General features: G+C 68.1%; 16 protein-coding genes. 12 read left to right on the top strand and 4 right to left on the bottom strand.

Features of this window, described 5'->3' with window-relative positions; all coding sequences use genetic code 11:
- Positions 1-4: 4 nt before the first annotated feature.
- The gene (gene zwf / locus ACAM52_RS23220) at positions 5-1,477 is read right to left on the bottom strand and encodes a glucose-6-phosphate dehydrogenase (RefSeq protein ID WP_062472648.1); all 1,473 of its coding nucleotides are present in this window, start codon (positions 1,475-1,477) and stop codon (positions 5-7) included.
- 143 nt (positions 1,478-1,620) lie between these two features.
- On the opposite strand from zwf, the gene ACAM52_RS23215 reads away from it, so the two are divergent.
- The 4 genes from ACAM52_RS23215 to ACAM52_RS23200 are packed head-to-tail and all read left to right on the top strand — an operon-like array spanning position 1,621 to position 6,617.
- Positions 1,621-2,631 carry an ABC transporter substrate-binding protein gene (locus tag ACAM52_RS23215; protein WP_062472650.1) on the top strand — a complete coding sequence of 337 codons (1,011 nt, stop codon included), beginning with the start codon at positions 1,621-1,623 and terminating at the stop codon, positions 2,629-2,631.
- Complete coding sequence (locus ACAM52_RS23210; protein WP_369644665.1) at positions 2,632-4,905, top strand: ABC transporter permease; 2,274 nt, start codon at positions 2,632-2,634, stop codon at positions 4,903-4,905.
- Positions 4,902-5,942, top strand: a complete 1,041-nt coding sequence (locus ACAM52_RS23205; protein WP_095743724.1) for an ABC transporter ATP-binding protein — start codon at positions 4,902-4,904, stop codon at positions 5,940-5,942. The genes ACAM52_RS23210 and ACAM52_RS23205 overlap by 4 nt, the downstream gene beginning before the upstream one ends.
- A 12-nt stretch (positions 5,943-5,954) precedes the next feature.
- A complete protein-coding gene (locus ACAM52_RS23200; RefSeq protein ID WP_070059991.1) occupies positions 5,955-6,617 on the top strand; it encodes an HAD family phosphatase in 663 nt (220 codons plus the stop codon).
- Here ACAM52_RS23200 and ACAM52_RS23195 read toward each other — a convergent pair.
- Positions 6,563-7,222, bottom strand: coding sequence for a lipocalin family protein (locus ACAM52_RS23195; RefSeq protein ID WP_369644664.1), 660 nt, complete (start codon positions 7,220-7,222; stop codon positions 6,563-6,565). The two genes, ACAM52_RS23200 and ACAM52_RS23195, sit on opposite strands and share 55 nt — an antisense overlap.
- A gap of 240 nt (positions 7,223-7,462) precedes the next feature.
- Here ACAM52_RS23195 and tal point away from each other — a divergent pair, with 240 nt between their 5' ends.
- From tal to ACAM52_RS23180, 3 genes are all read left to right on the top strand, one after another.
- Complete coding sequence (gene tal / locus ACAM52_RS23190) at positions 7,463-8,419, top strand: transaldolase (protein WP_159273980.1); 957 nt, start codon at positions 7,463-7,465, stop codon at positions 8,417-8,419.
- Positions 8,420-8,421: 2 nt separating this feature from the next.
- A complete protein-coding gene (gene pgi, locus ACAM52_RS23185) occupies positions 8,422-9,975 on the top strand; it encodes a glucose-6-phosphate isomerase (protein ID WP_369644663.1) in 1,554 nt (517 codons plus the stop codon).
- 173 nt (positions 9,976-10,148) lie between these two features.
- Positions 10,149-10,481: a DUF805 domain-containing protein gene (locus ACAM52_RS23180; protein ID WP_062472662.1), complete on the top strand. Its 333-nt coding sequence runs from the start codon at positions 10,149-10,151 to the stop codon at positions 10,479-10,481.
- Positions 10,482-10,539: 58 nt separating this feature from the next.
- Here the strand turns inward: ACAM52_RS23180 and ACAM52_RS23175 are convergent, their stop codons facing one another.
- Positions 10,540-11,604, bottom strand: coding sequence for a 4-hydroxythreonine-4-phosphate dehydrogenase PdxA (locus ACAM52_RS23175; protein ID WP_369644662.1), 1,065 nt, complete (start codon positions 11,602-11,604; stop codon positions 10,540-10,542).
- A gap of 40 nt (positions 11,605-11,644) precedes the next feature.
- Positions 11,645-12,625 carry a Bug family tripartite tricarboxylate transporter substrate binding protein gene (locus ACAM52_RS23170; RefSeq protein ID WP_369631344.1) on the bottom strand — a complete coding sequence of 327 codons (981 nt, stop codon included), beginning with the start codon at positions 12,623-12,625 and terminating at the stop codon, positions 11,645-11,647.
- 93 nt (positions 12,626-12,718) lie between these two features.
- Here ACAM52_RS23170 and ACAM52_RS23165 point away from each other — a divergent pair, with 93 nt between their 5' ends.
- From ACAM52_RS23165 to ACAM52_RS23145, 5 genes are all read left to right on the top strand, one after another.
- Positions 12,719-13,660 (top strand): LysR family transcriptional regulator, encoded by a 942-nt coding sequence (locus tag ACAM52_RS23165; protein ID WP_369644661.1) that lies wholly within the window; start codon positions 12,719-12,721, stop codon positions 13,658-13,660.
- A 176-nt stretch (positions 13,661-13,836) separates the two neighbouring features.
- Positions 13,837-15,147 carry a sugar ABC transporter substrate-binding protein gene (locus ACAM52_RS23160; protein WP_369644660.1) on the top strand — a complete coding sequence of 437 codons (1,311 nt, stop codon included), beginning with the start codon at positions 13,837-13,839 and terminating at the stop codon, positions 15,145-15,147.
- A 58-nt stretch (positions 15,148-15,205) separates the two neighbouring features.
- Positions 15,206-16,063, top strand: a complete 858-nt coding sequence (locus ACAM52_RS23155; protein WP_070059984.1) for a carbohydrate ABC transporter permease — start codon at positions 15,206-15,208, stop codon at positions 16,061-16,063.
- A gap of 13 nt (positions 16,064-16,076) precedes the next feature.
- Positions 16,077-16,901, top strand: coding sequence for a carbohydrate ABC transporter permease (locus tag ACAM52_RS23150; RefSeq protein WP_013539656.1), 825 nt, complete (start codon positions 16,077-16,079; stop codon positions 16,899-16,901).
- 17 nt (positions 16,902-16,918) lie between these two features.
- Complete coding sequence (locus ACAM52_RS23145) at positions 16,919-17,956, top strand: ABC transporter ATP-binding protein (RefSeq protein ID WP_369644659.1); 1,038 nt, start codon at positions 16,919-16,921, stop codon at positions 17,954-17,956.
- The last annotated feature ends 38 nt before the right edge of the window (positions 17,957-17,994 follow it).

Here is a 17,994-nt window from a genome sequence, read left to right as displayed (position 1 = left end):
GGCTTTACTGCTCCTCGCCCCAGGCGAAGCCGTCGCGGGCGATCATGGCGCTCGAGGCGCTGGGGCCCCAGGTGCCGGCCGCATAGGGGCGCGGGCCGCCGTCGGACTCCCACGAATCGATGAGCGGCTCGACCCAGCGCCAGGCTTCTTCCTGCTCGTCGCTGCGCACGAACAGGTTGAGGCGCCCGTCGATCACGTCCAGCAGCAGGCGCTCGTAGGCGCCCACGCGCTCGGCGCCGAAGCGCTTGTCGAAGTCCAGGTCGAGCTGCACCGGCGCCAGTTGGGCGGCGCTGGCGTGGCCGTTGCCTCCGCGTTGGCGGTTGTCCTGCGCCTGCGCGAGCATGTGCAGCTCCAGGCCATCCTTGGGCTGCAGGTTGATCACCAGCTTGTTCACGTTGCCCGCCGGCGCGCGATAGATGGCGTGCGGCGTGGGGCGGAAGTTGACCTCGATGCGCGCGTCGCGCGAGGCCAGCCGCTTGCCGGTGCGGATGTAGAAGGGCACGCCGGCCCAGCGCCAGTTGGCGATTTCGGTGCGCAGCGCCACGAAGGTCTCGGTGCGGCTGTCGGGGTTCACGCCCGGCTCGTCGCGGTAGCCCTGCACCCGCTCGCCGTAGGCCGTGCCGGCCGTGTACTGGCCGCGCACCGCGTGCAGGCCCAGGCTCTCGGGCGTCCAGGGCTTGAGCGCGCGCAGCACCTTGAGCTTCTCGTCGCGGATGGCGTCGGCGTGCGCGTTGATGGGCGGTTCCATGGCCACGGCGCACAGCAGCTGCAGCGCGTGGTTTTGCACCATGTCGCGCAGCGCGCCGGTCTGGTCGTAGAAGGCGCCGCGCTTTTCCACGCCCAGGTCCTCGGCCATGGTGATCTGGATGTTGGCGATGTGCTCGCGGCGCCAGATGGGCTCGAACAGGGCATTGCCGAAGCGCATCGCGAACAGGTTCTGCACCGAGGGCTTGCCCAGGTAGTGGTCGATGCGAAAGACCTGCTTCTCTTCGAGCACCTTGCCCACCGCGGCGTTGATGGCGCGGTTGGAGGCCAGGTCGTGGCCCAGCGGCTTCTCGAGCACGACGCGGGTGCGCGGGCCGTTGAGCCCGGCGGCGGCGATCTGCTCGACCACCTGCGTGAAGAGCGCGGGCGCCGTGGCCACGTACATCACGACCGTCTTGGCGTCGCGCTGCTTGAGCAGGTCGGCCAGGCTGGCGTAGTCGGCGGGCTTGGACAGGTCCATGCGCAGGTAGTGCAGCATGGAGGCGAACTTCTTGAACTCCTCGGGGGAGGGGCGCTTGGCGCCTTCGACGGCGCTGAAGCGCGACTGGATCAGCTCGCGGTACTGGTCGTCCGACAGGTCGTCGCGCGCCACGCCGACGATGCGCCCGTCCTGCGGCAGGCTGCCGTGCCTGAAGGCCTGGAACAGCGCGGGCATCAGCTTGCGCCACGCAAGGTCGCCAGTACCGCCGAACAGAACGAGATCGAAGCTCATGAGAAAACTTTCCTTTGTCTGAATGCCGAGCAGGCAACGTGCCAGTCGCGATGGTACTTGTACCGATTCGGCACACCTGTACTAAAGCTACGCTGTCCCATGGCCGCGAGGCCTTTTTTTATTGCCGAGGCAGGGGAATACCAATGAAGAAGCTTTTCACGGCAGCCGCGCTGCTGGGTCTGTCGGCCGCCGCGTCGGCGCAGACCGTCAACGTCATCTGCTCGGTGCAGGCCGAGTGGTGCAACGTGATTTCCACCGTCTACGCCCGCACCACGGGCGTGCGCATCAACATGGCGCTCAAGGGCTCGGGCGAGGCGCTGGCCCAGCTCATCGCCGAGAAGGACAACCCCAAGACCGACGTCTGGTTCGGCGGCACGGGCGACCCGCACCTGCAGGCGGCCGAGCAGGGGCTCACGCTCGAATACAAGTCGCCCACGCTCACGCAGCTGCATCCCTGGGCGCAGCAGCAGGCCAAGCAGTCGGGCTACAAGACCGTGGGCATCTACTCGGGCCCGCTGGGCTTCGGCTACAACCCCGAGCTGCTCGCCAAGAAGAAGCTGCCCGTGCCCAAGACCTGGGCCGACCTGCTCAAGCCCGAGTACAAGGGCGACATCCAGGTGGCCAACCCCGCGTCGAGCGGCACGGCCTACACCATGATCGCCACGCTGGTGCAGCTCATGGGCGAGGACAAGGCCTTCGACTACCTCAAGGCGCTGCACAAGAACGTGGGCCAGTACACCCGCTCGGGCACCGGCCCGATCAAGGCGGTGGCGCGCGGTGAAACCGCGATCTCCATCAGCTTCGTGCACGACGGCCCGGGCGAGAAGATGCAGGGCTTCCCGGTCGAAACCATCACGCCCAGCGACGGCACGGGCGCCGAGATCGGCTCCATGAGCGTCATCAAGGGCGCGCGCAACCTCGATGCGGCCAAGAAGTTCTACGAATGGGCGCTCACGCCCGCCGCGCAGGAACTGGGCGCCGCCAACAAGCAGTTCCAGCTGCCGAGCAACGCGAGCGCCAAGCTCGACCCGCGCATTCCTGATTTCAAGAAGATCAAGTTCATCAACTACGACTACGCCAAGTACGGCGCCAGCGCCGAGCGCCGCCGCCTGATCGCGCGCTGGGAAAAAGACGTCAACTCGCTGCCGCGCTAAGTGCAGGCGCGTTCCAACGAAGGCGCGCCGGCCAACCCGGCGTCCCTGGCCGCCGCCCGGCGCGCGCGGCGATGGATCTGGGCCTGGGTCGCGCTGGGCCTGGCGGCTTATCTCGTGCTGCCCTGGTATGCGATCCAGGATGCGACCTGGTACGAAGCCGTTCCGCAGGTCTTCGGGCAGGCGGAAGGCGCCAACGGCCTGATGCAGGCGGCCACGCAGGGCCGCAGCTGGCTCTTCATCGGGCTGGCCGGGCTGCTGCTGTGCGCCGTCGGCGCGGCCTTGCCGGCCGGCAAGGCGCAGGGGCGCTGGCTGCTGGCGGGCGGCGCGATCGGCGCCATCGGCCTGGCCGTGGCGGGCTTCACCATCGGCGCGCGCGGCTGGAGCGTCGCGGCGCTCAACACCCAGTTCGGCGAACTGGCCGTCAATCAGTTCGGCATCGGCGCGGGCGGCTTCGTGGCGCTCACGGCGCTGGTGCTGCTGGCGGCCTTCGGCATGGCGCGGCTCGGCCTGTTCAAGGGCGACCTGTTCGTGTCTGCCTCGGTGGTCGGCTGCGGCGTGCTGATGGCGCTGTTCATCGCCTACCCGGTGAGCCGGGCGCTGTCGGGCGCCTTCTTCAACGAAGACGGGCAGTGGTCGATCACGGCCTTCGCGGCGCGCGTGTTCACCGAGCGCATCTGGGGCCTGGGTTGCCTGGCGGGCGGCGTGCGCTGCGGCGTGGCGTGGAACACGCTGGTGCTGGCGCTGCTCACCGCGGCCGGCACCACCTTCCTGGGCACGCTGATGGCGCTGATGGCCGAGCGGGGCAGCCGGCGCGGGCAGGGCGCATTGCGGGTGCTGGCGCTGCTGCCGATCATCACGCCGCCGTTCGTGGTCGGCCTCGGCCTGATCCTGCTGTTCGGCCGTGCCGGCATCGTCAACCAGGTGCTCGAAAACGTGTTCGGCATCGAGCCCACGCGCTGGTTCTACGGCATGCCGGGCGTGCTGGTGGCGCAGCTGTTCGCTTTCACGCCCATCGCCTTCATGATCATGCGCGGCGTGGTGCAGGGCATCGCGCCGAGCCTGGAAGAGGCCGCGCAGATGCTGCGCGCCGACCGGCGCCGCGCGTTTTTCACCGTGACGCTGCCGCTGCTCAAGCCCGGGCTGGCCAATGCCTTCCTGGTCGGCTTCATCGAGAGCATTGCCGACTTCGGCAACCCGGTGGTGGTGGGCGGCCAGTTCTCGGTGCTGTCGACCGACATCTTCTTTGCCATCGTCGGCGCGCAGTACGACCAGGGCCGCGCCGCGTCGCTGGCCTGGGTGCTGACGCTGTTCGCGCTCGGCGTGTTCGCGCTGCAGCGCGGGCTGCTCGGCAAGCAGAACTACACGACCGTGAGTGGCAAGGGCGACGCCGGCATCGCGATGGCGCTGCCCGACGGCGTGCGCCGCACCATCCAGTGCATCGCGCTGCCGTGGATCGCCTTCACCGCCGTGGTCTACCTGTTCGCCTTCGCGGGCGGTTTCGTGCAGACCTGGGGGCGCGACTACAGCTTCACGCTCAACCACTTCAAGAGCGCCTTCGCGCTGGAGTGGGGCCAGTTCGGGCTGGTGTGGGCCGGCACGGCGTGGAACTCGCTGATCACCACGCTGAAGCTGGCCGGCATCTCGGCGCCGATCACCGCGGCGCTGGGCCTGCTGATCGCCTGGCTGCTGGCGCGCAACGAGTTCAAGGGGCAGGGCGCCTTCGAATTCGGCGCGCTGCTGGCCTTTGCGATCCCGGGCACGGTGCTCGGCGTGAGCTACATCCTGGCCTTCAACGTGCCGCCGTTCGAGCTCACGGGCACGGGGCTCATCATCGTGCTGTGCTTCATGTTCCGCAATCTTCCGGTGGGCGTGCGGGCCGGCACGGCGGCCTTCAAGCAGCTCGACCGCTCGCTCGACGAAGCCTCGTTGATGCTGCGCGCGTCCACGTCGCAGACGCTGTTCAAGGTGGTGCTGCCGCTGCTCAAGCCGGCGCTGGTGGCTGCGCTGGTCTACAGCTTCGTGCGCGCCATGACGACGGTGAGCGCCGTGATCTTCCTGGTCACGGCCGAGAACGAACTGGCCACCACCTACATCATCGGCCGCGTCGGCAACGGCGACTACGGCATCGCGCTCGCCTACTGCACGGTGCTCATGGTGCTGATGTCGCTGGCCATTGCGCTGGTGCAGTTCGTGGTCGGAGAGCGCAAGTTGGGAAGACGCGGGGCCACGCCCAATCACCAAGGGCATCACAAAATGGAAAGCCTCTCCGTATGAACGGTATCGAATTCCGCAACGTCACCAAGCGCTACGGCACGGACAAGAACGGCCCGATGGCCGTCAAGGGCATCAGCTTCGAGGTGCCCGTGGGCACGCTCACCACCATCCTCGGCCCCTCGGGCTGCGGCAAGACGACCACGCTGCGCATGATCGCGGGGCTCGAATCGCCGACCTCGGGCTCGATCTTCATGGGCGGGCGCGACGTCACCACGCTCGGCCCGGGCGAGCGCAACGTGAGCATGATGTTCCAGAGCTACGCGCTGTTCCCGCACATGAACGTGATCGAGAACGTGGGCTACGGCCTGCGCATGAGCGGCGTGAAGAAGGACGAGGCCACGGCGCGCGCACGCGAGGCGCTCAGGGGCGTGGGCCTGGTCGGTTTCGACGAGCGCCTGCCCAGCGAGCTCTCGGGCGGCCAGCAGCAGCGCGTGGCCCTGGCACGCGCGCTGGTGCTCGAGCCGGCGGTGCTGCTGTTCGACGAGCCGCTGTCCAACCTCGACGCCCGCCTGCGGCGCGAGATGCGCGAGGAAATCCGCTCGCTGCAGCAGCGCCTGAAGCTCACCGTGGCCTACGTGACGCACGACCAGAGCGAGGCCCTGGCCGTGAGCGACCAGATCATCGTCATGGACCACGGCGTGATCGCCCAGCGCGGCACGCCCGAGCAGCTGTACGGCCGGCCCGAGAGCGAGTTCGTCGCCGGCTTCATGGGCGAGGCGATGGTGTTCCCGGCCGTGGCGCAGGCCGACGGCAGCGTCACGCTCGGCCCGCTGCGGCTGCAGCCGCGCTACGCGGTGGCGCCCGGCACGGTGAAGGTGGCGGTGCGGCCCGAGGCCTGGGACATCGGCGCGCTCGACGGCCTGCCCGCCACGCTGCGCAAGTCGGCGTACCTGGGCAGCTTCTACGAGTACGGCTTCGACACCCCGCTGGGGCCGGTCTTCGTGGTCTCGACCGACCTGTCGCGCCCGCTGGCGGCCGGCACGCAGACCACCCTGTCGCTCGGAACCCATGGCGTGAGCGTGGTGCCCGGCGCATGAAACAATGGCGTCATGAACGTGGTTTTCGATCTTGGCGCCGTGCTGTTCGCCTGGGAGCCTGCACGGCTGGTCCAGGCCCATCTCCCCTCACACGCCCCCACTGACGCCGCTGCCGCGGCCCTGGGCCGGGCCCTTTTCCATCATGACGACTGGACCGGCTTCGACTGCGGCACCCGCACGCTCGACGATGCCATCGCCCGCATGTCGGCGCGGCTGGCGCTGCCTGCCGAGTCGCTGCACGCCATGCTCGACGGGCTCGGGGAGCGGCTGGCGCCGATCGACGTCACGGTCGCGATGCTCGAAGAGCTGCTCGTGCAGCGCGACGCCGGCGAGCCGCTGCGGCTGTACTACCTGTCGAACATGCCCGTGCCCTTTGCCCGCGCCCTCGAGCGCCGGCACGCCTTCATGCGGCGCTTCGACGGCGGCGTGTTCTCGGGCGACGTGAAGTTCCTCAAGCCCGAGCGCGAGATCTACGAGCTGCTGGCCATGCGTCACGGCCTCGACCCCGAGCAGACGGTGTTCATCGACGACTCGGCCGCCAATGTCGAGATGGCCCGCGCCTTCGGCTGGCACGCCATCCATTGCACCGCGCCCGACAAGCTGCCGGCGCAACTGCAGCGCTACCTGCCGGTGAGCACCACCCTGTCGGTGTCGAACCCCAGGCTGCGGGCGTAGTCCAGCTCGGCCTGCAGCGCGTCGTCCTCCAGGCGCGGCGCGCGCGACAGCACCCAAAGGTACTCACGGTCGGGCGTGCCGACCAGCGCCACCTGGTAGTCGCGGTCGAGCTTCAAGATCCAGTAGTCGCCCCACACCAGCGGCAGCCACCCCATCCAGGCGGGGGCGAAGCGCACCTGCAGCCGCCCCGCGCCGGGCTGGCCGGCCACGGGCACCACGCGCGCGCTGCCGATCGCCTCGTCGAAGTTGCCGTCGTCGCGCACGCAGCGGTTGCGCACCTGCACGGTGCCGTCGGGCTGCGGCGTGTACTCGGCGCTCACCGGGCCGGCGCACTGTTTCTGGAACCGGTTGGGCAGCCGCGCCTGTTCGTGCCAGACGCCGGCGTAGCGGTGCAGGTCGACCGGCGCGACCACCTGCAGCGGCGCGCGCATCAGCGGGGCGCCGTCGGCCGGGCCGGCGGGCCGGGCACGGGCCGTGCGTGCGGCGCCCAGCGCGTACCAGGTGGCCACGCCGCCCACGACGAAGGCGGTGGCCATGGTGCCGATCGCGTGGCTGGTGCGGCGGTCGTCGAAGGGGCGGCCGGTGGCGGAGGGACGAGGGGTCATCGGAGCTCCTGGAGAAAGTCGTTCGGCGTGGATGCCGCATCCCGTTCAGGGTGCCCCCGGCCGCGGCCGGCTGCCGTCAGCCGGGGACCACAGCCCCTGTAGGGCAGGGCGGCCGACAACCCTTCGCGCTGCAGGCCGATGGAGCTTCGCGAAAACCCGTGCTACGGTTCGCATGAAAACATCGACCGCCGCGCAACTGCGTGCAGGACTTGTCACACCCCTCCCCGGATAATTGATTTCATGAACCAACTCGATGCACTCCGCCAGTGGACCACCGTGGTTGCCGACACCGGTGACTTCAAGCAACTCAGCATTTCCAAGCCGCAGGACGCGACCACCAACCCGTCGTTGATCCTCAAGGCCGTGCAGAAGGCCGAGTACCGGCCGCTGCTCGATGAAACCGTGAAGGCCCATGCCGGCAAGCCGCTCGACGAGGTCATCGACCGCCTGCTGGTGCGCTTCGGCACCGAAATCCTCTCCATCATCCCGGGCCGCGTGTCCACCGAAGTCGACGCACGCCTGTCGTTCGACACCGCCGCCACCGTGGCCCGCGGCGAGCGCATCGTGGCGCTGTACAAGGCCGAAGGCATCGACACCGAGAAGCGCCTGCTGATCAAGGTCGCCTCCACCTGGGAAGGCATCGAGGCCGCGCGCCTGCTCGAGCAGAAGGGCATCCGCACCAACCTCACGCTGCTGTTCTCGTTCGCGCAGGCCGTGGCCTGCGGCGCGGCCGGCGTGCAGCTCATCTCGCCCTTCGTGGGCCGCATCTACGACTGGTACAAGAAGTCGGCCGGTGCGAAGTGGGACGAAGCCGCCAGCGCGGGCGCCAACGACCCCGGCGTGAAGTCGGTGCGCGAAATCTTCAACTACTACAAGCAGCAGGGCATCAAGACCGAGGTCATGGGCGCGAGCTTCCGCAACGTGGGGCAGATCCAGGCGCTCGCCGGTTGCGACCTGCTGACCATCAGCCCCGAGCTGCTGGCCGAGCTGGCCGCGAGCAACGAGCCGCTCACGCACGCGCTCGACGCCAAGGCTGCCGCGAGCGGCAACGCAGAGAAGGTGAGTTACGACGAGGCCGGCTTCCGCTTCGCGCTCAACGAAGACGCCATGGCCACCGAGAAGCTCGCCGAGGGCATCCGCGCCTTCGCGGCCGACGCCGTGAAGCTCGAAAAGCTCATGCAGGAAAGCGGCAAGTAAACATGACCATGACCCTGCGCTGTGACCGCGCGCCGGCCTGGGCGCAACTGCAGTCCAGCTTCGACACGGCCGGTCGCCAGTTCGACCTTCGCCATGCCTTCGTGGACGACGCCGGGCGCTTCGCGCGCTTCAGCCAGGAGGCGCCGCACGTCTTCGCCGACCTGTCGAAAAACCTGATCGACGCGCGCACCGAGGCGCTGCTGTTTGCGCTGGCGCGCGAATGCGGCCTCGAGGCCCACCGCGACGCCATGTTCGCGGGTGCGCACATCAACAACACCGAAGACCGCGCCGTGCTGCACACGCTGCTGCGCGCGCCGGCCGACGCGGCCACCGGCCGCCAGACGGCCCACGAACTGCGCGAGGTGCATGCCACGCTCGACGCCATGCTGGCCTACGCCGAGAAGGTGCGCAGCGACCACACGATCACCGACGTGGTCAACATCGGCATCGGCGGCTCCGACCTCGGCCCGCAGATGGCCGTGCTGGCGCTCGCGGAGTTCGTGGCGCCGGGCAAGCGCTTTCACTTCGTCTCGAACGTCGACGGCCACGAGCTGGCGGGCGTGCTCAAGGGGCTGGCGCCCGAGCACACGCTGTTCCTGGTCGCCTCCAAGACCTTCACCACGGCCGAGACGATGACCAACGCGCTCTCGGCCAAGCGCTGGTACGAACAGTCGGGTGGCACCGACATCGCCGGCCATTTCGCCGCGCTCACCACCAACGTCGAGGCCGCGAAGCAGTTCGGCATCGACACCACCTTCGGCTTCTGGGACTGGGTGGGCGGCCGCTATTCGCTGTGGTCGGCCATCGGCCTGCCGATCGCGCTGGCCATCGGCGCCGACGGCTTTCGCCGGCTGCTGGCGGGCGCGCATGCGATGGACGAGCACTTCCGCAGCGCGCCGCTCGAGCAGAACCTGCCCGTGCGGCTGGGCCTGCTCGATGTCTGGTACCGCAACTTCCACCGCTTCACGAGCCGCAGCATCGCGCCGTACCACAGCGCCTTGAAGCGCGTGCCGGCCTACCTGCAGCAGCTCGAGATGGAGAGCAACGGCAAGCAGGTCGACGCGAGCGGCGCGCCGCTGGCCTTCGGCACCTCGCCCGTGCTCTGGGGCGAGCCCGGCACCAACGGGCAGCACGCCTACTTCCAGATGCTGCACCAGGGCACCGACGTGATCCCGCTCGAGTTCATGGCGGTGCGCGACGCCTCGCACGACCTCGACGGCCACCACCCCAAGCTGCTGGCCAACGCGCTCGCACAGGCGCAGGCGCTGATGGTCGGCAAGCTCGACGAGGGCGGCCACAAGAACTTCCCGGGCAACCGGCCGAGCACCTTCTTCGTGTTCGAGAAGCTCACGCCCGAAGCGCTGGGCGCCTTCCTCGCGATGTACGAGCACCGCGTGTTCACCAGCGGCGCGCTGTGGGGCATCAACAGCTTCGACCAGTGGGGCGTGGAGCTCGGCAAGGTGCTGGCGCGCGACATCGAGCCGCGCCTGGCTTCGGGCGATGTCTCGGGGCTTGATGCCTCGACGGCCGGCCTGCTAAAGCGGCTGAGCGCCTGACGGCACACGTCACCGCAAGGCTTGCGAGCCTTGGCCAAAGGCTCTATCCACTAGGCCTTTAGGCCATTGGTTTGCAGTGTGGTGGCCGGTTTGGCCGAGTTTGTCGTTGCACAGTGCGCCGATATGATGGCCCCGGGGAAATTTCCCTGGGATTCATCAAGAGGAGCGAGTCAATGGACTTTCAAACAGCGGTCAAGACGTGCATCGCCAAGTACACCGATTTCACGGGTCGTGCGTCGCGTTCCGAGTTCTGGTGGTTTTTTCTGGCCCAGTTCGGCGTGCTCGTCGTGACGGGCCTGATCCATGAGTACGTGTACTTCATTGCAGCGCTGGCCCTGCTTCTGCCCGCCCTCGCGGTGGGCGTGCGCCGCCTGCACGACATCGGCAAGAGCGGCTGGTTCTTGCTGCTGTCGATCATCCCGCTGATCAATCTGGTGCTGATCTACTTCTTCGTTCAGCCGTCGCAGCCGGAGAGCAACGCCTACGGCGAACCGCCGAGCGCCTGAGCTTTTTTCCTTCGAAGGGCCGCACACGCGGCCCTTTTTCTTTGGGGCGCCAGGTGGCTCAGGCCACCGCCGCCTCGATGGACGCAGGTGCAGCAGGCGCACCGCTTGCCATCCGCACGCACAGGTCGAAAGCCTGCTGCAGCCCTTCGATCTGCGCCACGCCCTGGCCGGCGATGTCGAAGGCGCTGCCGCTGGCCGAGGTGGCCACGGGAACGGGCAGGCCGCCATGCAAGGTCACGCCCTGCTCGAAGCCCATGAGCTTCATCGCGATCTGGCCCTGGTCGTGGTACATCGACACCACCGCGTCCACGTCGCCGCGCCGCGCGCCGATGAACACGGTATCGGGCGAGAAGGGGCCGCGCGCGTCGTGGCCTTCGGCGCGCAGCTGTTCGATGGCGGGCGCGATGATCTCGATCTCTTCCATGCCGATCGAGCCGCCGTCGCCCGCGTGCGGATTGAGGCCGGTCACGGCGATGCGCGGGTGTGTCACGCCGGCGCGGCGCAGTGCCGACGCGATGATCTTCACGGCGTCGCGCACGCCCTCTACCGTGATGTGCCGGGCCACGTCCTTCAGCGGAATGTGCGAGGTCACGCGCGAGGTCCACAGCGAGCCGGTGAGGTTGAACTCGCAGACGAAGCCCGTGACGGCGAAGCGCTCCTGCATGTAGCGCAGTTCGTCCTCATGCACGAGGCCGCCCAGGCGCAGCGAATGCTTGTTGAGCGGCGCGAAGAGGATCGCGTCGGTCTGGCCGTTTCGCACGGCCTGCGTGGCCAGCTCCAGTGCTTCGAACGAGGCCCGGCCCGAGCGCTCGTTCGACTCGCCGAGCACCGGTTCCTCGCCCGCCATCCAGTCGCGCACGAGGAGGCTCGGGCGGCCGTCCTCGAAGCGCAGGCTGTCGAGGGTGTTCACCTGCAGCGGGGCCAGCTTCGCGCCCGCCACGCGCTCGCCCGCGGCCAGCACGACGGGGTCGGCGATCAGCAGCACGCGCGCGGCGTCGAGGTTGCGCTGGCGCGCGAGCAGCTTCACGGCCATCTCGGGGCCGACGCCGCTGGGGTCGCCCAGCAGCACGGCGATGCGGGGTTTGGCGGAGGTCACGCGCGGGGAGGAGGAGGGGGTGGGCATGGTCGGATGTCTGAGGAAAGAAGAAGGAGGAAGGGCGGCCTCACTCGGCCTTGATGCGCGCGTCGCGCACGAGCCGGCCGTAGTGGTCGAACTCCTGCCGATTCATCGCCGCGAAGGGTTCGCCGGTCAGCGTGCCGGGCTCGCCGCCCAGGGCCTTGATGCGCGACTGCACGTCCGCCAGGCCCATCGTGCGCGTGAGTTCGGCGCTCAGCCGCTCGACCGCCGGGCGCGGCGTGCCGGCCGTCACGTACAGGCCGTACCAGGTGGACACGTCGGCGCCCTTGACGCCCTGCTCGGCCAGCGTCGGCACGTCGGGCAGCTCGGGCGAGCGCTGCGGCGCGCTCACGGCCAGCGCGCGGAACTTGCCGGCGCGGATCTGGCCCATGGCCGAGGAGGTGCTGTCGAACATCATCTCGACCTCGCCCGAGATGATGTCGATGTGCGCCTGCGAGCTGCCCTTGTAGGGCACGTGGATCGAGGTCATGCCCGTGGCCAGGTTGAAGGCTTCGCCGCCCACGTGCTGCGTGCTGCCGATGCCCGACGACGCGTACTTGAAGCCGCCGGGCTTCGCGGCCATCGCGGCCAGAAGGTCCTTCACCGACTTGTAGGGCGAGCTGGCCGACACCACCAGCACGTTGGGCATCACGGCCACGAGGCCGATGGGTTGCAGGTCTTTCAGCGGGTCGTACTTGAGCTTGAGGATGTGCGGCGCCACGGCCTGCGCCGTGTTGGTGGCCAGCAGCAGCGTGGCGCCGTCGGCCGGCGCGCGCGCCGTGAGTTCGCCGGCGATGGTGTTCGATGCGCCGGGGCGGTTCTCCACTGTCACGGGCTGCTTGAGCACGGGTGCGAACTTGTCGGCCAGCACGCGCGCGAGGATGTCGGTGCCGCCGCCGGGCGAGGCGCCGACCAGGATGCGCAGCGGCTTGTCGGGGTAGGCCGGCTGTGCACCCGCGTTCAGGCAGGCGGCCAGCGCCAAGAGCGCCGCCAGGCCGGCACCGCGGGCCAGGGGAAAGAGGGTCATCGCGTCGTCTCCTGCTTGTTGTGGGCCCGAGCCTACGGAGCTTCGGTCGCGCGATCCAATCGAAAAAGGCCGAAGCTCCATATACTTTTGTGCATGAAACCCGGCCTCACCGACGCCTCGCTGATGCTGCATGTGAGGCCGCGCCAGCTGCTCCTGCTGGCCCGGCTCGATGCGCACCGCCACCTCGGCCGCGCGGCCGAGGCCATGAACATCAGCCAGCCCGCGGCCACCAAGCTGCTGCAGCAGCTGGAGGAGTCGCTGGGCGAACAGCTCTTCGAGCGCCTGGCGCGCGGCATGGCCCCCACGCCCTACGGCGAGATCCTGATCCGCTACGCCCACCGCGTGCTCAGCGACTTCGGCACTGCCCGCGAGGAAATGCTCGCGCTGCGTTCCGGCCTGAGCGGCGCGCTGCGCGTGGGCAGCGTGCCGGGCGCGGTGCCAGAGCTGCTTGCGCCGGCGCTGGTCGCCTACCACCTGCGCCATCCGCAGGTCGCCGTGTCGGTGGTCGTCGAGACCAGCGACCTGATGCAGGCGCAGCTGGAGCAGGGCGACGTCGACCTCGTGCTGGGCCGCCTCACCGACGGCCACGACGAGGCCAAGTACGCGAGCGTGCCGCTGCTGGGCGAGTCGCAGGTGGTCGTGGTGCGCGCGGCGCACCCGGTGTTCGAGCGCGCGGCCACGGTCACGCTCGCCGAGATGGCGACCTGGTCGTGGGTGCTGCAGCCGCCGGGCTCGCCGCAGCGCGGGCGCTTCGAGGCGGCGATGCGCGAGGCCGGCATCCAGGCGCGGCTGGACATCATCGAAACGGCATCGCCCATCGCGATCACGGCGCTGCTGGAGAACTCCGACATGGCCGCCGTCATGCCGGCCTCGCAGGCCAACCATTACGGCCGGCTGGGCGTGCTGCGCACCGTGCCGGTCGAGCTGCCGGTGCGCGTGCCGCCGATCTGCCTCATCACCCGCGAAGACCGCCCGCTGTCGCCGGCGGCGGCGCAGTTCCGGCGCCAGCTGCTGGGTGGCGGCGGGCACGCATGAGAACTTCAGACAGACAGTTTTCCATCCTGAATTGCATCAACTAGGGATTTCACTAGCCAACTGGTGCATGAGAGTACTGGTGGTGACTCTCGAAATACCAAAACTGCAAGCGCGTTTCTCCAGAATCCGGGCACGGCGACCACGATACCGAGGCGTCGCTCACCCAAGGAGACACCATGAAGCGCTTTCTGAAAGCGGGCCTCGCCCTCGCACTCATCGGCACGGGCCTTGTGTCCCACGCCGCCACCGAACTCGTGATCGCGACCGTCAACAACGGCCACATGATCGAGATGCAGAAGCTCACGCCCTTCTTCGAGAAGGCGAACCCCGACATCAAGCTCAAGTGGGTCACGCTCGAGGAAGGCACGCTGCGCCAGCGCGTGACCACCGACATCGCCACCAAGGGCGGCCAGTTCGACGTGATGACCATCGGCCTGTACGAAGCGCCGATCTGGTCGAAGAAGGGCTGGCTGCAGCCTATCGCCACCGATGCCGCCTACGACGCCGACGACCTGCTGCCCGCCATCCGCGCTGGCCTGTCGCACGAAGGCAAGCTGTACGCCGCGCCCTTCTACGGCGAGAGCTCGATGCTCATGTACCGCAAGGACCTGGCCGACAAGGTCGGCTTCAAGATGCCCGAGCAGCCCACCTGGGCGCAGGTGAAGGAGCTGGCCGGCAAGATCCATGAGCCCAAGGGCGGCCTGTACGGCATGTGCCTGCGCGGCAAGCCGGGCTGGGGCGACAACATGGCCTTCCTGACCACGCTGGTCAACACCAACGGCGGCCAGTGGTTCGACATGCAGTGGAAGCCGCAGATCGACACCAAGCCCTGGAAGGACGCGATCGGCTTCTACGTCGACCTGATGAAGGCCTACGGCCCGCCGGGCGCCTCGGCCAACAGCTTCAACGAGAACCTGGCGCTCTTCAACGAAGGCAAGTGCGGCATGTGGGTGGACGCGACCATCGCGGCCTCGTTCATCAGCGACCCCAAGCAGTCGAAAGTGGCCGACAAGGTGGCCTTCGCACAGGCACCCGTCGCCGTGACACCCAAGGGCGCCAACTGGCTGTGGACCTGGAACCTGGCCATTCCCGCCAGCTCGACCAAGGGCGCCGCCGCGCAGACCTTCGTGAAGTGGGCGACCTCCAAGGAGTACGTCAACCTCGTCGCCAAGGAGCACGGCTGGGGCACGGTGCCCACCGGCACGCGCAAGTCGACCTACGCGAACCCCGAGTTCCAGAAGGTCGCCAAGTTCGCCGCCGCCGAGAAGAAGGCCATCGACAGCGCCAACCTCAGCGACAGCACCCTGCCCAAGTCGCCGTACGTCGGCGTGCAGTACGCGGCCATTCCCGAGTTTCAGGCCATCGGCGTGGCGGTGGGCCAGCAGATGAGCGCGGCGCTGTCGGGCAAGGTCACGGTCGACCAGGCGCTGAAGACCTCGCAGCTCGCTGCGGAGCGCGAGATGAAGAAAGCGGGCTACTACAAGTAAGCCGCGCTTCTTCCCCTCTCCCCGCGGGGAGAGGGCCGCAGCCTGAGAGGAACAGACCATGAAAAGACTCCTGCCCCGCGCCCTCATGGCGCCCGCCGTGCTCACGCTCTTCCTGTGGATGATCGTGCCGCTGCTGATGACGTTGTACTTCTCGTTCGTGAACTACAACCTCATGCAGCCCGGCGAACGCACGTTCGCGGGCATCGAGAACTTTCACTACTTCGTCACCGACCCCGACTTCTGGCCGGCCACGTGGAACACGCTGCTGCTCATCGGCAGCGTCATCGTCATCACGGTGGTGTTCGGCGTGCTGCTCGCGCTCCTGGTGAACGAGCCCTTCCCGGGCCGCGGCATCGTGCGCGTGCTGCTGATCTCGCCGTTCTTCGTGATGCCCGCAGTGAATGCGCTGCTGTGGAAGCACATGATGATGAACCCCATCTACGGCATCCTGGCCGACGTGTGGCGCTTCTTCGGCGCGCAGCCGGTCGACTGGCTCACCGACGTGCCGCTGTTCTCCGTGATCATCATGGTGGCCTGGCAATGGCTGCCCTTCGCGTGCCTGATCTTCATCACCTCGTTGCAGTCGCTCGACCGCGAGCAGATGGAAGCCGCGCGCATGGACGGCGCGAGTTCGTTCCAGCGCTTCTTCTATCTCACCATTCCGCACCTCGGCCGCCCGATGGCCGTGGTAATCATGATCGAGATGATCTTTCTGCTCAGCGTGTTCGCCGAGATCGCCATCACCACCAATGGCGGCCCCGGCAACGAGAGCACGAACATGACCTACATGATCTTCAAGCAGTCGCTCATGAACTTCGACGTGGGCGTGGCCTCCGCGGGTGCGCTGTTCGCGGTGGTGCTGGCGAACATCGTCGCGGTGTTCCTGATCCGCATCATCGGCAAGAACCTGGACTGAAGAAGGAACGACCATGCAACCCAGCAACTTCCTTCCCCAGCTGCTGCGCACCGTCGGTGCGTGGGCCGTGGCACTGCTCCTGTTCTTCCCGCTCGGCTGGCTGTTCCTCACGGCCTTCAAGACGGAGCTGCAGGCGATCCACGTGCCGCCGCTGTTCATCTTCGAACCCACGCTCGACAACTTCGGCGAAGTGCAGCGTCGCAGCGACTACCTGCTGTACGCGCGCAACTCGCTCATCACCAGCCTGGGCTCGACCATCCTGGGCCTCTTGATCGCCGCACCCGCCGCGTACTCGATGGCGTTCTTTCGCACGAAGAAGACGCGCGACATCCTCATGTGGATGCTCTCCACCAAGATGATGCCGGCCGTCGGTGCGCTGGTGCCGATCTACGTGCTCGCGCAGACCGCCGGCATGCTGGACTCGCTCACCGCGCTCACCATCGTGTTCACGCTGTCGAACCTGCCGATCATGGTGTGGATGCTCTACAGCGCCTACAAGGACATTCCGAACGAGATCCTCGAGGCCGCGCGCATGGACGGCGCGAGCCTGTGGACCGAGTTCCGCCACGTCGTGATGCCACTGTCGGTCGGCGGGCTCGCATCGACCGGCCTGCTGTGCCTGGTGCTGAGCTGGAACGAGGCCTTCTGGGCGCTCAACCTCACCTCTGCCAAGGCCGGCACGCTGGCCACGCTCATCGCCTCGTACTCCAGCCCCGAAGGCCTGTTCTGGGCCAAGTTGTCGGCCGCGTCGCTGATGGCCATCGCGCCCATCGTCGTGTTCGGCTGGTTCAGCCAGAAGCAGCTCGTGCAGGGCCTGACCTTCGGCGCCGTCAAGTAAAGAAAGGGAGACATCTCATGGCCTACCTCGAACTCAAGAACATCAAGAAGAGCTTTGGCGACGTCCACATCATCAAGGGCGTCGACCTCGAAATCCAGAAGGGCGAGTTCATCGTCTTCGTCGGGCCTTCGGGCTGCGGCAAGTCGACGTTGCTGCGCCTGATCGCGGGGCTCGAGCCGATCACCAGCGGCAACCTGCTGCTCGACAGCAAGGACATCACCTGGACGCCGTCGGGCAAGCGCGACCTGGCGATGGTGTTCCAGAGCTACGCGCTGTACCCGCACATGAGCGTGTACGACAACATGTCCTTCGCGCTGAAGCTCGCGGGCGTGGCCAAGGACGAGATCAAGACCAAGGTCGAGTACGCGGCGAAGACGCTGAACCTCACGCAGTACCTGGACCGCACGCCGAAAGACCTGTCGGGCGGCCAGCGCCAGCGCGTGGCCATCGGCCGCGCGATCGTGCGTGCGCCCAAGGTGTTTCTCTTCGACGAGCCGCTGTCGAACCTCGATGCGGCGCTGCGCGGCAACACGCGCGTCGAGATCCACAAGCTGCACCGCGCGCTCGGCGCGACCACCATCTACGTCACGCACGATCAGGTCGAGGCCATGACGCTGGCCGACCGCGTGGTGGTGCTGAAAGACGGGCTCATCGAACAGGTCGGCACGCCGCTCGAACTCTACGACCGCCCGGCCAACCAGTTCGTCGCGCAGTTCATCGGCATGCCGTCGATGAACATGGTGGCGGCGAGCGCCATCCCGAGTTTTTCCGCCGCCACTGGCGGGCGCCTGCCGAGCGACGGCTTCCTGGGCGTGCGCCCCGAAGGCTTGCGCGTGCATCCGAAGCAGGGCGCGGCCGCCGGCGTGCCGGGCCGCGTCGAGCTCATCGAGGCGCTGGGCGCCGACACGCTGATCCACGTGGACGTGGGCGGCGTGCCGCTCATCGCGCGCCAGAACGAACGCACGCCGCTGCAGGCCGGCGACGACGTGGCGGTCGAACTCGACCCGTCCGTGCTGCACCTGTTCAGCCGCGAAGGCCGCGCGGTGGCCGCCTGATCCGACGCCCCTTACTTTCAACGGACCTTCCCCGTGAC

Origin of the sequence: Variovorax sp. V118 (assembly GCF_041154445.1) — a bacterium.
Taxonomy (GTDB): domain Bacteria; phylum Pseudomonadota; class Gammaproteobacteria; order Burkholderiales; family Burkholderiaceae_C; genus Variovorax; species Variovorax boronicumulans.
Note: the sequence above shows the minus strand (reverse complement) of the source record. Positions and strands in the feature narration are given on the sequence as shown.

Excerpts from the sequence above, each read along its gene's own strand:
- ACAM52_RS23205 (WP_095743724.1), top strand. The coding sequence starts at position 4,902 with ATGAACGGTATCGAATTCCGCAACGTCACCAAGCGCTACGGCACGGAC.
- ACAM52_RS23175 (WP_369644662.1), bottom strand. The coding sequence starts at position 11,604 with ATGCCCACCCCCTCCTCCTCCCCGCGCGTGACCTCCGCCAAACCCCGC.
- ACAM52_RS23145 (WP_369644659.1), top strand. The coding sequence starts at position 16,919 with ATGGCCTACCTCGAACTCAAGAACATCAAGAAGAGCTTTGGCGACGTC.
- pgi (WP_369644663.1), top strand. The coding sequence starts at position 8,422 with ATGACCATGACCCTGCGCTGTGACCGCGCGCCGGCCTGGGCGCAACTG.
- tal (WP_159273980.1), top strand. The coding sequence starts at position 7,463 with ATGAACCAACTCGATGCACTCCGCCAGTGGACCACCGTGGTTGCCGAC.
- ACAM52_RS23200 (WP_070059991.1), top strand. The coding sequence starts at position 5,955 with ATGAACGTGGTTTTCGATCTTGGCGCCGTGCTGTTCGCCTGGGAGCCT.
- ACAM52_RS23170 (WP_369631344.1), bottom strand. The coding sequence starts at position 12,625 with ATGACCCTCTTTCCCCTGGCCCGCGGTGCCGGCCTGGCGGCGCTCTTG.
- ACAM52_RS23150 (WP_013539656.1), top strand. The coding sequence starts at position 16,077 with ATGCAACCCAGCAACTTCCTTCCCCAGCTGCTGCGCACCGTCGGTGCG.
- zwf (WP_062472648.1), bottom strand. The coding sequence starts at position 1,477 with ATGAGCTTCGATCTCGTTCTGTTCGGCGGTACTGGCGACCTTGCGTGG.
- ACAM52_RS23215 (WP_062472650.1), top strand. The coding sequence starts at position 1,621 with ATGAAGAAGCTTTTCACGGCAGCCGCGCTGCTGGGTCTGTCGGCCGCC.
- ACAM52_RS23160 (WP_369644660.1), top strand. The coding sequence starts at position 13,837 with ATGAAGCGCTTTCTGAAAGCGGGCCTCGCCCTCGCACTCATCGGCACG.
- ACAM52_RS23195 (WP_369644664.1), bottom strand. The coding sequence starts at position 7,222 with ATGACCCCTCGTCCCTCCGCCACCGGCCGCCCCTTCGACGACCGCCGC.
- ACAM52_RS23165 (WP_369644661.1), top strand. The coding sequence starts at position 12,719 with ATGAAACCCGGCCTCACCGACGCCTCGCTGATGCTGCATGTGAGGCCG.
- ACAM52_RS23180 (WP_062472662.1), top strand. The coding sequence starts at position 10,149 with ATGGACTTTCAAACAGCGGTCAAGACGTGCATCGCCAAGTACACCGAT.
- ACAM52_RS23155 (WP_070059984.1), top strand. The coding sequence starts at position 15,206 with ATGAAAAGACTCCTGCCCCGCGCCCTCATGGCGCCCGCCGTGCTCACG.